Consider the following 14,902-nt stretch of genomic DNA (forward strand, 5'->3'; position numbering starts at 1 on the left):
AGGATCAAACTCTCCAATAAAGTTAGTTTGTCTAGCATCTAAAAATAAAAATTGACGTTTCACGTTGTTTGTTTCGTTTAGTTTTCAAAGTTCAATGTCACGTTTCAGCGACTTTTATAATTTAACATTTCGAATTGAATCTGTCAACAACTTTTTTATTTCGTTCCTGACGACGCTTATTAATTTATCATATTACTAATCGATAAGTCAACGCTTTTTTAAAAAATGCCAAAATAAATTTATCTTGGCATTATATATAGCTTAATAATCACTAATGCCGCAACACCTGGCACCCCTAATAAACTTGATACTGTAGCTGTGCCTGTGTTAATTGGAATATGAAAATCAAAATATGTCCCTACAACATTCACAATGAACAGTAACGCTATACCTAAGGTGACATGAAAGAGTGCTTTCCCTATAAAACGTATTGGTTTAGCAGAAACACCAAAAATAAGAAAAATAAAAACCAAAGCAAGAATGCCAACAATAATAATTGTAGAATTCATTTTTTCCTCCTTATGAATGACCTATACATATCCATTTGTATGGGACAAGACAATAAAAAAGAACATCTATAACATAACTCCTATCACTTCATCTTTATAACCTTTAATCAGTAATATTTCTTCTAAGCACTAACAATTAGATACAACTAATTCCATTCCCCCCTTTTCTTTCTCCTCTTTATACCCCCAAAATAAAGTAGCCCTGTTACTCACAAGTAAATCGATAAAAAGCAAAAGGTCCTGCTTTAAAAAGCAGGACCTTTTACCATTGTTCCATTTTCACAGGACGACGTTTTGCTTCTTTTAACAAGAAAAAATATTTCGCCTCTGCTATTTTTAAAGAACAAAGTACATCTTGAGACGGCTCAACACTTTGTTCAACCAGTCTCTTCTGACGTAGCCATTCATTCTTTACCTTTTCTAATAATACAATTAACTTATCGTCATACTCTTTACGCAACTTACCCTTTTTTTGAAAGAACATTTTCCCTTCTCCTCTTATATCTCTCTACGGCCTTCTAAAGCTTTCGATAGTGTTACTTCATCTGCATATTCTAAATCTCCACCAACTGGCAGACCATGTGCAATACGAGTTACTTTAATTCCTGTTGGCTTTAAGAGGCGGGATATGTACATCGCTGTAGCTTCCCCTTCAATATTAGGGTTTGTTGCTAATATCACTTCTTGTACTGTTTCATCTTGTAGTCTCTTTAATAACTGTGGGATATTAATATCCTCTGGTCCAATTCCCTCCATTGGAGAAATGGCACCACGCAAAACATGATATACACCTTGATATTCTTTCATTTTTTCCATCGCAATTACATCTTTCGGCTCTTGTACTACACAAATAACCGATTGATCTCTATGCGAATCGTCACAAATATAACAAGGATCGCGGTCAGTAATATGCCCGCATATAGAACAATACGCTAAATCTCGCTTCGCATTCACAAGTGCTTTTGCAAAACCTAGTACATCATCCTCTTTCATATCTAACACGAAAAACGCCAATCGAACCGCTGTTTTCGGTCCGATTCCTGGCAACTTCATAAAACTATCGATTAGTTTTGATATCGGTTCTGGATAATGCATATATCAATATCCTCCTAGAACATTCCACCTGGTAAGTTCATGCCTTTTGTAAATTTGCCCATTGTAGAGTTTGAAAGTTCATCAACCTTTTTAAGTGCATCATTCGTTGCAGCTAATACTAAGTCTTGTAACATTTCGATATCTTCTGGATCTACAACTTCTTCTTTAATTTTCACTTCAAGAACTTGCTTATGGCCATTTGCGATAACAGTAACCATTCCGCCACCAGCTGTACCTTCAACTGTTTTGTCGCCAAGCTCTTCTTGTGCCTTCGCCATGTCTTTTTGCATCTTTTGCATTTGTTTCATCATATTATTCATATTTCCCATTCCGCCACGCATCATAATTAATTCCTCCTCATTATTATTACTCTTTTATTTCAATAAGTTCTTGCCCTACTAATTTTACAGCCTCTTCTATAAGAGGATCTTCTTTTTGTTCTGGGCTTTCTTCAGAATCCCCGCCTTCGCGTTGTAAAAAGTCTTCACGAATTTTACCCCATTCACTTTTTGGGATAGCAATCATATTTAACCTTTTACTTAACAATTCAAAAAGAGTTTGTTCCAATGTATCCATCGCTTCTCGATTTTCACTAGCCATTTTGCAATGAATCTCATATTGAAATGCTAACACATAGGTATCATCTGAAGCCGCAACTGGTTCACTATTTTCTAATAAAACAGCAAATGCTACTTTGTTATGTGACTTGAGCCTTCCTAACAATTCGCCCCATACAGCTTTTAACTGTTCTAAATCTTGACGCTTCGCTTGCTTTAACACTTCATTCACACGTCCAACAGGAATTTTCATACTTCCTGTTCGTACCGGTTTTGGTGTTGCCCGCGTCTCTCTTACTTCCTGCTGCACACCAGCTGGCACGCCATTCTTTTTAACTTGCTCTAACTCTTTCTCCAGTTGCTGCATCCTGTTCATAATCGCTTGTAAACGATCTGCGCCGTTTGCTTGCATCATAAACTGCTGACACAGTTGCACCATAACAACTTCCAAGAATATTCTTGGATGGTTTGTCCACTTCATCTCCTGTTGTCCCTTACTAAGGGTATGAATAATTTCATAGATTACTTCCGGTTGCATTTCTTCAATTAACGTACGGAATTGATCATCTACAATTACCCGTTCCAACATATGTTCTAATTGTGGTGAAGTTTGATATAAAAGCATATCACGATAGTAGTAAATGAAATCCTCCATAAAGCGAACTGGATCTTTCCCTTTACTCATCATCTCATCTATAATACGTAACGCCCTTGATACATCATTTTCACGTATACATTCTACCAGGTCACCTAAATATCGCTGAGATACAGATCCCGTTACAGCTAAAACATCTTCGCTCGTCACCGTCTCATCACTATAAGAAATAGCTTGATCGATAAGACTGAGCGCATCACGCATACCACCTTCAGCAGCACGCGCTACGATTTGTAACGCTTCATCTTCTACTTGCGTACCTTCATTTGTCACGACTGTCGATAACCTCTCAACGATATCATTTACTGATATCTTTCGAAACTCAAAACGCTGACAACGTGAAATAATTGTAGCTGGAATCTTATGCGGTTCTGTTGTCGCCAGAATAAAAATAACATGTCCTGGCGGCTCTTCTAAAGTTTTCAAAAGCGCATTAAAGGCACCCATAGAAAGCATGTGAACTTCATCAATAATGTATACTTTATATCCTACAGCACTTGGAGCATATTTTACTTTATCTCTTATATCTCGAATTTCATCTACGCCGTTATTTGAAGCCGCATCAATTTCTAATACATCTGAAATAGATCCTTGTGTAATTCCTAAACAAGAAGGACATTCATTACAAGGTTCAGCTACTGGGGCGTGTTCACAGTTAATTGCCTTTGCAAATACTTTTGCAATTGTCGTTTTCCCTGTTCCCCTCGGACCAGAAAACAAATAAGCATGTGAAGCTTTCTCTTGAAGAAGGGCATTTTGCAACGTTTTTGTCACGTGCTTTTGACCGACTACATCTTCGAATTTTTGCGGTCTCCATGTTCGGTATAACGCTTGGTATGACACGAAAATACGGCCTCCCTCAAAGGTTATTATCTCATTTATTATAACCCATTCTGTTTATAGATTCCAAAAGTTATTTTCCATACAAAAAACTCACCTTTATATTAAGGTGAGTTTTGTATACATATATAACTGCCGTGCACCTTCTGTCGATTACGTACCATAAGCGTTACTCAAGCAGTTAGCTCGGTTCAGGCACTCCTGCGGCACACGAGAAAACCCGCTTATTGCTGCTTCCTTCCGGACCTGACAAGGTTCACGGGGTCCCGTTGCGCAGGACCCAAACGTCAACACCACTTACTTAAGGCAGACCTTACAGCAGCATAACCTCGAGAAGGGATTCAGCCTCGCTAGAGCGGATTGCGAGTATAGGGCACCGCTACCTCCCCGCTTAGCACGGCAAAGTTAAAACCAATATTCGGTTGCCTTGGATAAGGCATTATCAGTATAACTTGTTTTTTTACAAAATGCAAATACGTTAGTTACCATTACTTTTCTCTAGTTTTTTCGCTTCTTTTCTTTTCTTACGAAGCTCCCTAAAAAAAATCGTTAACAACGTACCACATTCCTCTTCAAGTACACCAGCCACTACCTCACACTGATGATTAAAACGCTCATCAGTTAAAAGATTCATCAATGTACCTGCACATCCGCCTTTCGGATCGCTCGCTCCATATACAACCCTTTTTACACGCGATAAAACAATTCCCCCTGCACACATTGGACAAGGTTCTAATGTTACATATAATGTTGCATCTTCTAAACGCCATGTCCCTAATTTTTTGCAAGCTTCATCAATAGCTAAGAGCTCGGCGTGAGCTATTGATCTCTGTTCAGTTTCTCTTAAGTTATGCGCGACACTAATCACTTCATCATCTAGCACAATTACAGCACCAATTGGTACCTCTTGTATCGCCTCTGCCTTCTTTGCTTCCTCTATTGCTAACTGCATAAAATATATATCTCGCTCCATAATATAGTCCTTTCACCAAAAATAAAATACACTTTTTCATTTCTTGCAGGTGGGATAACTTTTGCAAATTCAATCCAACCTAAAGAAGAAAGAGAGGGAATTACATATGAAAAATACTGCCTTACTCATTATCGATATGATTAATGATTTTCAATTCTCCCACGGGCCCATCCTGGCACAGAAATGTGAAATTATAAAGAACCCCATTCTACAATTAAAGGACACCATGAAATCATTGGGCTATCCAATAATTTATGTCAATGATCACTATCAACTTTGGAGATCTGATATTAATCAACTTATTACTCATTGTACAAATAAGTATAGTAAAAATATTATCGAGGCCATTGCTCCGCATACTGACGATTACATTTTTATTAAACCACATTACTCTGCTTTTTATGAAACACCTTTGAATTCTTTATTAGGTTATTTAAAAATCGAAAATCTCATTTTAACAGGAATTGCCGGGAACATATGCATCCTTTTTACAGCTAATGATGCCCATATGAGAAATTATACACTTTATGTACCACGAGATTGCATCGCTTCTAATAACGAGCAAGATAATGAACATGCTTTAAAAATAATGGAGGCCACATTAAAGGCAAATATTGTACCGTCCTCCCAAATAAAATTTAATTAATACATATCTATTTTCTAACTTTTTATATCAAATTAGTCCGCTCGCTCCCCTCTTGTGCTACAATAATTCTGTTTTGTGCTTTTAGTAGTCACGGTAAATCACTGATTGAAAGGAGGAAACAGCGTGACCGGAGTACCATTTATCACGGTTGAAGGACCAATTGGTGTTGGAAAAACTTCACTTGCGAAGGAACTTTCAACTCACATGCAACTCCACTTACTAAAAGAGATTGTTGATGAAAATCCTTTTTTAGGAAAATTCTATGAAGACATCGACGAATGGAGTTTTCAAACAGAGATGTTCTTTCTTTGCAATAGGTACAAACAACTAGAGGATATTAACATAAAGTATTTGAATCAAAGGAAGCCTGTAGTAGCAGATTATCATATATTTAAAAATTTAATTTTTGCATCCCGTACATTAAAAGATGCTCAATATGACAAGTACATGCAAATTTATCGCATTCTTACGCAGGATATGCCTGTACCAAATGTCATCGTTTATTTAACGGCGAGCCTAGAAACATTACAAAAACGAATTGCGATGCGCGGAAGAGAATTCGAAAAAAATATGGATCCAAATTACTTACTACAGCTTACAAAAGATTACGAAACAGCAATGGATGCTTTCAAAAAGGACCATCCAGATATTCCAGTATTGAAATTTAATGGAGACGATATGGATTTTGTAAGAAATCCTGATGATTTAAATGTCATCTTATCCGCTCTTCAAAATACTCTCTTGAAGGAGTCGAAATAACAATGAATTTAAGGCAAAAATATGATATACCAAATGATGCAGTTATCACTATTGCCGGAACAGTAGGTGTCGGTAAATCCACTATGACAACTGCATTAGCTAACGCTTTAGGTTATCGTACATCTTTTGAAAAAGTAGATTCTAATCCATATTTGGACAAGTTCTATGCTGATTTCACACGCTGGAGCTTTCACTTACAAGTGTACTTTTTAGCAGAACGATTTAAAGAACAAAAAAGAATTTTCGAATATGGTGGCGGTTTTGTTCAAGACCGTTCTATCTATGAGGACACTGGTATTTTCGCAAAGATGCATCACGAAAAGGGTACAATGACTGAAACTGATTATGAAACATACAAAGGTTTATTTGATGCTATGGTCATGACTCCTTACTTCCCTCATCCAGACTTATTAATTTACCTAGAAGGTTCGTTTGATGATATTGTCGATCGTATTCAAGAACGAGGACGTCCAATGGAACAGCAAACACCAATCGAGTATTGGAAAGAGATGCATGGACGTTACGATAACTGGATTAATAACTTTAATTCATGCCCTATTTTACGATTAAACATTAATGAATACGATATTTTAAAAGATGGCGATTCAATCGAACCAATCATTAAAAAAATTGGACATTTTTTAAAACAAACACGTAAACTTGTAAAATAAAAAACCCGTGCATATGCACGGGTTTTCCTATGAAATTACTTTTTCTTTTTCGTTGGAGCAATAATTTCACTCTCTGGCTTTCCAGCATTAATACGCTGACGAACAGTACTCGTACTAATATCATATGTTTCAGCAATCTCTTTAACGGTCATTTCTTTCCCATTAATTACTGCTGTTAGTAATTTCCCTGTACGTTTTGGAGTTACTTCTTTTTGCAAAGCTGGTTTTTCAGCTTCTTTTGGCACCTCTACTTTTTTTGCAACCTGTTTTACATCACAAGTGCAACCACAAAGCTTACGGAATGTATCATCACTTATAATGCGCGACACATTTGCACCACTGTTTAAAATTCTATTGTTCTTACAGACAGGACATTGTACATAATATAAAGTTTTTCCATCTAAAGGAAACGTTTGTATAATAAGATCCATGTTAACTCCTTTCATATCTATGAAGATAATCATCGGAATATGAGTGTGTAATAAGGACACTATACCCTTACATCATACTTTATGATTGGTTTTAAAATAAAAACTCGTTACGTGTTGGTAACGAGTTCTCCAATCTCCACTTATATGCGCTGTTGTCAATTATATCTGGAGGAGGTAGAGGGATTCGAACCCCCGCGCGACTCTCGCCGCCTGTCGGTTTTCAAGACCGATCCCTTCAGCCAGACTTGGGTATACCTCCATATTGACATCAAATATAATATCAAAAGAAAAACAGTTAGTCAACCCTACTATAATAAATTATGAGGAAAGGAAAATTTTACTTTCCCTCTCCTTTATGACATTGCTGACAACACCCATAATTACCAATCACTCATACCGATGAATGTTTTAACTTATTTAATAACTGTTTTTCCTCCCATATAAGGGCGAAGAACTTCTGGAATTATAATTGTACCATCTTCTTGTTGGTAGTTCTCTAAAATAGCTGCCACTGTACGTCCAATTGCAAGACCAGATCCATTTAGTGTATGAACATGTTCCGGTTTTCCATTTGGCTCACGGCGGAAACGGATATTCGCACGTCTCGCTTGGAAAGCCTCAAAATTACTACAAGAAGAAATTTCACGATATGTGCCATAGCTTGGAATCCATACTTCAATATCGTATTTCTTCGCTGCTGTAAATCCTAAATCTCCTGTACACATGCTCATAACGCGATATGGCAACTCTAATAATTGTAACACGCGCTCTGCATCATTTGTTAATTTTTCTAACTCTTCGTAAGAATCTTCTGGTTTCACGAACTTCACAAGTTCAACTTTATTAAATTGGTGTTGGCGAATTAAACCGCGTGTATCACGACCAGCTGAACCTGCTTCAGAACGGAAGCATGAGCTAAACGCAGCATATCGTATCGGTAATTGCTCTTTACTCACAATCTCATCACGATGCATATTCGTTACAGGTACTTCAGCTGTTGGGATTAGGAAATAGTCTTCACTTTCAATACGGAATGCATCTTCTTCAAACTTCGGAAGTTGTCCTGTTCCTGTCATACTTGCACGGTTTACCATATAAGGAGGCAATACTTCCTCATATCCATGCTCATCAGTATGAAGGTCAAGCATAAAGCTAATTAAAGCGCGTTCTAATCTTGCACCAGCTCCTTTGTAAAATACAAATCGGCTTCCTGTTACTTTCCCAGCACGTTCAAAATCTAAAATCCCTAAATCAGTAGCAAGGTCCCAATGTGGTTTTGGCTCATAAGTAAATTCTTTCACTTCTCCCCAAGTACGTGCTACTACGTTATCATCCTCTGTTTCACCTATTGGAGCAGATTCATGAGGGATATTTGGGATAGATAGCATTAATCTTTCTAAATCTTCTTCAACTGTGCGAAGCTCATTATCAAGATCTTTTACTTTTTCCCCAACTTCACGCATTTCTAGAATTAGAGCTTCCGCATCTTTCTTTTCACGCTTTAATACTGAAATTTGTTGAGATACTTCGTTACGTTTACTTTTTAGTTCTTCCGTTTGAACAAGTAGCTCTCTTCTTCTTGTATCAAGTTCTTCAAAGCGACCAAAATCCGTTAAATCTTCGCCTCTGTGCTGTAATTTTGCTTTTACTTCTTCAAAATTCGTACGTAAAAATTTAATATCAAGCATTATATACTCCTCCTTTTATTTTATAAAACACAAAAAACTCCCGTCCCTATACAAAGGGACGGAAGTTAACCCGCGTTGCCACCCTAGTTGAAAGCATTACCGCTTTCCTCTCAAGTAGAAATAACGGCTCTTCACCGGGAATGCTTACTAATCAAAAGATATTCCACATTCCATTCCAGGATGGATTCACAAACTGTTTCTATCGATTTCCACCAACCATCGACTCTCTATAAGAAACAACATTTGTTACTACTTCCTATCAACACGCTTATTTTATAAAATTGTTACCATCAATTTACTATAATCTTATACAAGTTGCAAGTTACTTATACAACTTTTTTCATTTTCGCTTCTTTTACCATCTCTACAAAGTATGCTGTTACACGGTGATCATCCGTTAATTCTGGATGGAAAGAAGCAGCTAAAAACTGACATTGTCTTACTGCTACCATTCGATCGCCATGTGTAGAAAGTACTTCAACATCATCAGCTACATTTACAACATACGGAGCACGGATAAATACACCAACAAAGTCTTCTCCCACACCCTTCATTGAAAGTGCAGCTTCAAAACTATCTTTTTGGCGTCCGAACGCATTGCGCTCAACCGTAATATCCATAGCACCAATATGTGCTTCTTCATAGCCAATAAGTGTTTTCGCAAGAAGAATCATTCCTGCACATGTACCAAACATTGGTTTACCAGACTTCGCAAATGTACGAAGAGGCTCCATGAAAGCATACTTATCAATAAGACGGCGCATTGTTGTACTTTCACCGCCTGGTAAAATAAGACCATCAATTTCTTCAAGTTGTTCTATACGCTTTACAACAACAGCTTCTGCACCACTTGCTTCAACTGATTTCACATGCTCACGAACAGCACCCTGAAGACCTAGCACACCGATTTTCACCATTTTAAAGATCTCCTTTAATTACCATCCACGCTCTTGCATGCGTTGTTCTGGTAATAACGTTGAAATTTCGACACCTTTCATTGCATTACCTAATCCTTTAGAAAGGCTTGCAATTAGTTCGTAATCTTCATAATGAGTCGTTGCTTCAACGATTGCACGTGCAAATTTCTCTGGGTTTTCTGATTTGAAGATACCAGATCCAACAAATACACCATCAGCACCAAGTTGCATCATTAACGCTGCATCTGCTGGTGTTGCTACACCACCTGCTGCAAAGTTTACAACTGGCAGGCGACCAAGGCGTTTAATTTCAAGTAGTACTTCATAAGGAGCACCAGTATTTTTTGCATATGTCATTAACTCATCTTCACGTAGATTCGCAACTTGACGGATTTCTGCATTGACTTGGCGCATATGACGCACTGCCTCTACAATGTTTCCTGTTCCAGGCTCACCTTTTGTACGAAGCATAGATGCACCTTCTGCAATACGACGTGCAGCTTCTCCAATATCACGGCAACCACATACAAACGGAACTGTGTAATCACGTTTATTTAAATGGTATACTTCATCAGCAGGAGTCAATACTTCACTCTCATCGATATAGTCTACCCCTAATGATTCTAATACACGTGCTTCTACAAGGTGACCGATACGGCATTTTGCCATAACCGGAATTGACACAGCACCCATAACTTCTTCAACAATTGTTGGATCTGCCATACGAGAAACGCCACCTACTGCACGAATATCTGCAGGTACACGCTCTAATGCCATAACAGCAACTGCGCCTGCCTCTTCTGCAATTCTTGCTTGCTCAGCGTTAACTACGTCCATAATAACGCCGCCTTTTTGCATTTCTGCCATTCCACGTTTTACACGTTCTGTCCCTGTTACATTTGTCATGTACAAAAACCCCCCTAGGTGAATTGCTTTCCCCCGTTAAAGAAGAAAATTAAGAATACTCTTACATTCTACCACTAACTATCTGATGCTTGTCCACTACTTTTTCATAAAGTCGGTATGAAAAATAGGAATAAGAAAAAGCTCCTACAATGAGGAGCTTTTAAAACCAACCTTTTACTGTATCAACAGCACCATTCCACATACCACTAAAGAAAGAACCAATTCCGCGCATAGAACGAGTAAACCAGTTTGCTTCTTCTACTGCTGATTTTGTTACAAGATCTACTTGTAATGACTTACCAGATAAAAATCCAGGGTCATTCGTATCTTTTGGTGTAATTACCATCTGACCAAGTGCAACACCCTTTTTGATAGGTGCTTCTTGTCCCTTACTTGCTTCTTTAAATTCTGTTTTATAAACATCTTTACTTCCTTTTGACACTGGAAGTGAAACAACTTGTTTTGTTTGAACTGCTACATCTTTATCTTTTGCATTTTCTACTCGTACTGTTTCTTGTCCTTTGACCGAAGAACCTTTTTCATACATTTTCTTCATTTCAAAGTTAGCAAAGCCATAATCATATAACTTCTTCGTCTCATCAAATCTTGCTGTATGAGAACTTGTTTTAATAACTACAGAAATAAAACGCATACCGTTTCTTTCAACCGTACCAGTGAAGCAATCACCTGCTTCTGGAGTTGATCCTGTTTTCAGGCCATCTACGCCATCATATTCTTTAACTAAACCCTTTAACATCCAGTTCCAGTTCGACATTGCAAATTTTTCTTTTTCTGGACGGAATACTTTTTTCGGGATTTTCGCTGTATCTAACACTTTTGGATAATCTTTAATTAGATGTTGTGCTAAAGTTGCAACATCTTTTGCAGACATTTTATTTTCTTCATCCGCTGTTGTTCCTTCAGGATGCATTCCCTTTAAATCTTTGTTTGTTAAACCTGTAGAATTGACAAATTTATAATTTTTCAATCCTAGTTCTTTCGATTTATCATTCATCATTTTTACGAAGTCTACTTCTTTACCTGCAATTGCTTCTGCTAATGCAATTGTTGCACCATTTGCAGAAAAGATTGCCATCGCTTCATACAACTCTTTTACTGTATAAGTGCCGCCATTTTCTAATGCAACATTTGATAATGAGGCATCTTGTGAAACCTTATATGCATATTCAGAAACCTTAATTTTTTGATCCCACTTAAGTTTTCCTTTATCCACTGCTTCATGAACTAAATATTCACTCATCATTTTTGTCATACTAGCAATTGATAATAACTCATCTGCATTCTTTTGATATAAAATTTTCCCAGAATTCGCTTCTACTAAAATTGCCGCACCCGCTTCAATGTTTAGAGCGGCTCCTGTTTCAGCTGATGCATTGCTATATGGTAACAGCATGCTACAAGCTAGTGTAAGCACCGTTACTAAAGCCATGAATCTTTTGCAAAACATACCTTTCACTTTTGCTACCCCCAATATCTATGTACTCACATAACCGTTATTCTAACATAATCAAAAAAAAATAGACAGAGATATCAAATCTCTGTCTATTTGCATATAAGACATTATAATGAGTAGTTTGGAGCCTCTTTTGTAATTTGTACATGATGAGGGTGGCTTTCACGTAAACCTGCACCTGACATGCGAATGAACTGTGCATTCTCACGTAAGAATTCTAAATTTTGCGCCCCGCAATATCCCATACCTGCACGTAATCCACCAACTAATTGATGAACTGTATCTGCTAAAGGTCCTTTATATGGTACGCGTCCTTCAATACCTTCTGGAACAAGTTTCTTGTTTCCTTCTTGGAAGTAACGATCTTTACTTCCTTTTTCCATCGCTCCAACAGAACCCATACCACGATATACTTTAAATTGGCGACCTTGGTAAATTTCAGTTTCTCCAGGGCTTTCAGCAACACCAGCAAACATACTACCTAGCATAACAACGTGTGCTCCTGCTGCTAAAGCTTTAACCATATCACCTGAGTACTTAACACCGCCATCAGCAATAACTGGAATACCGTGTTTACGAGCTTCTGTTGCACAATCATAAACTGCTGTTAATTGTGGTACACCAACACCAGCTACAACACGCGTTGTACAAATAGAGCCTGGTCCAATACCAACTTTAACTACGTTTGCACCAGCCTCAATTAATGCTTTCGTCGCTTCAGCTGTAGCAACATTTCCAGCGATAATATTTAGTGCTGGATATTTCGCACGAACTTCTTTTACCTTTTCAATAACACCTTTAGAATGCCCATGAGCTGTATCAAGTACAATTGCATCTACACTCGCTTTTACTAATGCATCGATACGAAGCATAGCATCAGCCGTTACACCGACAGCTGCTCCAACTAATAAGCGTCCTTGCTTATCCTTAGCAGAGTTTGGAAATTCAATTACTTTTTCAATATCTTTTATTGTAATAAGCCCTTGTAATACACCGTTATTATCAACAAGAGGGAGCTTTTCAATTTTATACTTTTGTAGGATCTTTTCAGCTTCTTCCAGTGTAGTACCAACTGGAGCTGTAATTAATTGTTCTTTTGTCATTACGTCAGAAATTTTGATTGAGTAGTCTTGGATGAAACGCATATCACGGTTTGTAATAATACCAACTAATTTTCGCTCATCTAAATTATTTACAACCGGTACACCTGAGATACGATATTTTCCCATAAGATGTTCTGCATCATATACTTGATGTTCTGGAGTTAAGAAGAAAGGATCTGAAATAACGCCGCTTTCAGAGCGTTTTACTTTGTCAACCTGCTCTGCCTGATGCTCAATAGACATATTCTTATGAATAATTCCTAAACCGCCTTGGCGAGCCATTGCAATAGCCATGTCAGCTTCTGTTACTGTATCCATTCCTGCACTAATTAACGGGATGTTTAGCTGTAAGCTTTCAGATAAAACTGTTTTAACACTTACTTCTCTTGGTAATATATCTGACCTCGCTGGTACAAGTAATACATCATCAAAAGTCAAACCTTCTTTAACAAATTTAGATTCCCACATAATTGTTCCCCCCATGATACCAGAAATTATTATTAGTAGCTTATCAATTGGTTAAAATACTGTCAAGGACGTATATATATGTTAGAATTTTCAGACAATAAAAGGAGCGTAATATATGCATCAAACACATTGTACTTGGCAGCAATTAAGTTTCTTTTTTTCATCTCAAAATGTACAACGTTATCTTGCCCGTTGTTATGAAAAATCCTCCATACAAGATGCTGAAAAAAAAAGTTTTGAAAACTGTTATCCCTTTATTTACTACTTAGAACACGGGAAAAATTATTATGAATTATATAAGGTGGCCCCCTTTTCGATTCAGCCAATGTTGTTATTTTATGGAATTAGCCAACTGTTTAAAGCTTGCTTGTTAACTATTGATCCTAACTACCCAGAATCAACTACTGTTTTAGCTCATGGCGTTACAACTCGTAAACGAAAAAAACAGGGGTATCAATTTTTAGAAGATGAGGTGAAAATACAGAAAAACGGATTGTTTACTCACGTTGCAGAACAACTGTTTCACATGAAACACTTAGAAGCGGAGAAGTTTAATATGTTAGAGCTAATGGGGAATATTCCTGAATTACAAAATTTGTTGCGCTATAGTCAAAAAGTATCAACTTTATATAAGATCGATTCAACAAATAAAAATGAGCTCTCCTTTTCAGTCAATATATTAGATCGATTACATATGACTAAAGAGCGATTTTCTCGTTACATCGAAACAAGTTGTAAGCATTTATCAATACAACACGTACCTGAGAAAAATAGTGAATCGAATGTATTTTTTTCAGCGCCTATTCAATCGTGGAATCCTATGTATAGTACTCCTTTATACTACGAATACCTTACTGACACTTATTATTTACCACTTACGACCGACCCTAGAAACTCTAAGCAAGTGTTACCTGAGCTCCTTATTCATTATTTATTGCTCTATAATTTAAGCATGATTTCTAGGTATGAAACAGATTGGTGGTATGACTTACTTGGAAGCTATGGATCTGAAGATTATCCATTTATTTATCAATTTCTCAATATTTCTGCTCAAAAAATCCCTTACTATATTTCAGCATTTTTACTAACGGAATCCAACCTATTTCATGGGAAATAAAAAAACACAAGTCAAAAGACTTGTGTTTTTATCTTGCTTGGCGACGTCCTACTCTCACAGGGACAAGGTCCCAACTACCATCGGCGCTAGAGA

Annotated in this window: 16 protein-coding genes, 1 tRNA gene, 1 other RNA gene and 1 other annotated feature; of the genes, 4 read left to right on the forward strand and 14 right to left on the reverse strand. The window is 37.2% G+C overall.

From position 1 onward, the window contains the following. Positions 1 to 239: 239 nt before the first annotated feature. The 7 genes from ACFWDE_RS26960 to tadA all read right to left on the reverse strand — a co-directional run bounded on the left by ACFWDE_RS26960 (position 240) and on the right by tadA (position 4,629). Positions 240 to 509, reverse strand: a complete 270-nt coding sequence (locus ACFWDE_RS26960) for a pro-sigmaK processing inhibitor BofA family protein (RefSeq protein ID WP_002151941.1) — start codon at positions 507 to 509, stop codon at positions 240 to 242. Between the two features lie 262 nt (positions 510 to 771). Beyond that, positions 772 to 993: a YaaL family protein gene (locus ACFWDE_RS26965; RefSeq protein WP_002009631.1), complete on the reverse strand. Its 222-nt coding sequence runs from the start codon at positions 991 to 993 to the stop codon at positions 772 to 774. A 14-nt stretch (positions 994 to 1,007) separates the two neighbouring features. Further along, entirely contained in the window at positions 1,008 to 1,604 is a 597-nt protein-coding gene (gene recR / locus ACFWDE_RS26970) for a recombination protein RecR (RefSeq protein ID WP_215554928.1), read from the reverse strand. A gap of 14 nt (positions 1,605 to 1,618) precedes the next feature. Beyond that, entirely contained in the window at positions 1,619 to 1,945 is a 327-nt protein-coding gene (locus tag ACFWDE_RS26975) for a YbaB/EbfC family nucleoid-associated protein (RefSeq protein WP_215556545.1), read from the reverse strand. A 25-nt stretch (positions 1,946 to 1,970) separates the two neighbouring features. Beyond that, entirely contained in the window at positions 1,971 to 3,659 is a 1,689-nt protein-coding gene (dnaX, locus tag ACFWDE_RS26980) for a DNA polymerase III subunit gamma/tau (protein WP_215554927.1), read from the reverse strand. A 132-nt stretch (positions 3,660 to 3,791) separates the two neighbouring features. Then, positions 3,792 to 4,056, reverse strand: an RNA gene (gene ffs, locus ACFWDE_RS26985) — signal recognition particle sRNA large type. Positions 4,057 to 4,134: 78 nt separating this feature from the next. Beyond that, on the reverse strand, positions 4,135 to 4,629 hold the full coding sequence (gene tadA / locus ACFWDE_RS26990; protein ID WP_002151937.1) for a tRNA adenosine(34) deaminase TadA: 495 nt from the start codon (positions 4,627 to 4,629) through the stop codon (positions 4,135 to 4,137). Between the two features lie 106 nt (positions 4,630 to 4,735). On the opposite strand from tadA, the gene ACFWDE_RS26995 reads away from it, so the two are divergent. From ACFWDE_RS26995 to ACFWDE_RS27005, 3 genes are all read left to right on the forward strand, one after another. Then, positions 4,736 to 5,275, forward strand: coding sequence for a cysteine hydrolase family protein (locus ACFWDE_RS26995; RefSeq protein WP_002107274.1), 540 nt, complete (start codon positions 4,736 to 4,738; stop codon positions 5,273 to 5,275). 123 nt (positions 5,276 to 5,398) lie between these two features. Next, positions 5,399 to 6,034, forward strand: a complete 636-nt coding sequence (locus ACFWDE_RS27000) for a deoxynucleoside kinase (RefSeq protein WP_002159650.1) — start codon at positions 5,399 to 5,401, stop codon at positions 6,032 to 6,034. 2 nt (positions 6,035 to 6,036) lie between these two features. Next, the gene (locus ACFWDE_RS27005; protein WP_002107272.1) at positions 6,037 to 6,705 is read left to right on the forward strand and encodes a deoxynucleoside kinase; all 669 of its coding nucleotides are present in this window, start codon (positions 6,037 to 6,039) and stop codon (positions 6,703 to 6,705) included. 35 nt (positions 6,706 to 6,740) lie between these two features. Here the strand turns inward: ACFWDE_RS27005 and ACFWDE_RS27010 are convergent, their stop codons facing one another. The 7 genes from ACFWDE_RS27010 to guaB all read right to left on the reverse strand — a co-directional run bounded on the left by ACFWDE_RS27010 (position 6,741) and on the right by guaB (position 13,692). Beyond that, positions 6,741 to 7,136, reverse strand: coding sequence for a sigma factor-like helix-turn-helix DNA-binding protein (locus tag ACFWDE_RS27010; RefSeq protein WP_377895945.1), 396 nt, complete (start codon positions 7,134 to 7,136; stop codon positions 6,741 to 6,743). Between the two features lie 166 nt (positions 7,137 to 7,302). Then, positions 7,303 to 7,395: transfer RNA gene (locus tag ACFWDE_RS27015), tRNA-Ser, on the reverse strand. 154 nt (positions 7,396 to 7,549) lie between these two features. Beyond that, the gene (gene serS / locus ACFWDE_RS27020) at positions 7,550 to 8,824 is read right to left on the reverse strand and encodes a serine--tRNA ligase (RefSeq protein ID WP_002009617.1); all 1,275 of its coding nucleotides are present in this window, start codon (positions 8,822 to 8,824) and stop codon (positions 7,550 to 7,552) included. A 51-nt stretch (positions 8,825 to 8,875) separates the two neighbouring features. Continuing rightward, positions 8,876 to 9,096 (reverse strand) — a binding site (T-box leader). 54 nt (positions 9,097 to 9,150) lie between these two features. Then, positions 9,151 to 9,741 (reverse strand): pyridoxal 5'-phosphate synthase glutaminase subunit PdxT, encoded by a 591-nt coding sequence (pdxT, locus tag ACFWDE_RS27025; RefSeq protein WP_002151931.1) that lies wholly within the window; start codon positions 9,739 to 9,741, stop codon positions 9,151 to 9,153. Positions 9,742 to 9,759: 18 nt separating this feature from the next. Next, complete coding sequence (pdxS, locus tag ACFWDE_RS27030) at positions 9,760 to 10,647, reverse strand: pyridoxal 5'-phosphate synthase lyase subunit PdxS (RefSeq protein ID WP_377895946.1); 888 nt, start codon at positions 10,645 to 10,647, stop codon at positions 9,760 to 9,762. A 160-nt stretch (positions 10,648 to 10,807) separates the two neighbouring features. After that, positions 10,808 to 12,115, reverse strand: coding sequence for a D-alanyl-D-alanine carboxypeptidase DacA (gene dacA, locus ACFWDE_RS27035; RefSeq protein WP_219921111.1), 1,308 nt, complete (start codon positions 12,113 to 12,115; stop codon positions 10,808 to 10,810). A 113-nt stretch (positions 12,116 to 12,228) separates the two neighbouring features. Next, positions 12,229 to 13,692 carry an IMP dehydrogenase gene (gene guaB / locus ACFWDE_RS27040; protein WP_002151925.1) on the reverse strand — a complete coding sequence of 488 codons (1,464 nt, stop codon included), beginning with the start codon at positions 13,690 to 13,692 and terminating at the stop codon, positions 12,229 to 12,231. 115 nt (positions 13,693 to 13,807) lie between these two features. On the opposite strand from guaB, the gene ACFWDE_RS27045 reads away from it, so the two are divergent. Further along, complete coding sequence (locus tag ACFWDE_RS27045) at positions 13,808 to 14,809, forward strand: YaaC family protein (protein ID WP_002151924.1); 1,002 nt, start codon at positions 13,808 to 13,810, stop codon at positions 14,807 to 14,809. Positions 14,810 to 14,902: the final 93 nt, after the last annotated feature.

Source organism: Bacillus sp. NPDC060175 (assembly GCF_042728695.1).
In the GTDB taxonomy this organism is placed as follows: Bacteria; Bacillota; Bacilli; order Bacillales; family Bacillaceae_G; genus Bacillus_A.

What these genes read in the sequence shown, in the direction of transcription:
- ACFWDE_RS27045 (WP_002151924.1), top strand. Translation starts at nt 13,808, where the DNA reads ATGCATCAAACACATTGTACTTGGCAGCAATTAAGTTTCTTTTTTTCA.
- ACFWDE_RS26960 (WP_002151941.1), bottom strand. Translation starts at nt 509, where the DNA reads ATGAATTCTACAATTATTATTGTTGGCATTCTTGCTTTGGTTTTTATT.
- ACFWDE_RS27010 (WP_377895945.1), bottom strand. Translation starts at nt 7,136, where the DNA reads ATGGATCTTATTATACAAACGTTTCCTTTAGATGGAAAAACTTTATAT.
- ACFWDE_RS26975 (WP_215556545.1), bottom strand. Translation starts at nt 1,945, where the DNA reads ATGCGTGGCGGAATGGGAAATATGAATAATATGATGAAACAAATGCAA.
- recR (WP_215554928.1), bottom strand. Translation starts at nt 1,604, where the DNA reads ATGCATTATCCAGAACCGATATCAAAACTAATCGATAGTTTTATGAAG.
- ACFWDE_RS26965 (WP_002009631.1), bottom strand. Translation starts at nt 993, where the DNA reads ATGTTCTTTCAAAAAAAGGGTAAGTTGCGTAAAGAGTATGACGATAAG.
- dacA (WP_219921111.1), bottom strand. Translation starts at nt 12,115, where the DNA reads ATGTTTTGCAAAAGATTCATGGCTTTAGTAACGGTGCTTACACTAGCT.
- ACFWDE_RS27005 (WP_002107272.1), top strand. Translation starts at nt 6,037, where the DNA reads ATGAATTTAAGGCAAAAATATGATATACCAAATGATGCAGTTATCACT.
- pdxT (WP_002151931.1), bottom strand. Translation starts at nt 9,741, where the DNA reads ATGGTGAAAATCGGTGTGCTAGGTCTTCAGGGTGCTGTTCGTGAGCAT.
- ACFWDE_RS26995 (WP_002107274.1), top strand. Translation starts at nt 4,736, where the DNA reads ATGAAAAATACTGCCTTACTCATTATCGATATGATTAATGATTTTCAA.
- pdxS (WP_377895946.1), bottom strand. Translation starts at nt 10,647, where the DNA reads ATGACAAATGTAACAGGGACAGAACGTGTAAAACGTGGAATGGCAGAA.
- guaB (WP_002151925.1), bottom strand. Translation starts at nt 13,692, where the DNA reads ATGTGGGAATCTAAATTTGTTAAAGAAGGTTTGACTTTTGATGATGTA.
- serS (WP_002009617.1), bottom strand. Translation starts at nt 8,824, where the DNA reads ATGCTTGATATTAAATTTTTACGTACGAATTTTGAAGAAGTAAAAGCA.
- tadA (WP_002151937.1), bottom strand. Translation starts at nt 4,629, where the DNA reads ATGGAGCGAGATATATATTTTATGCAGTTAGCAATAGAGGAAGCAAAG.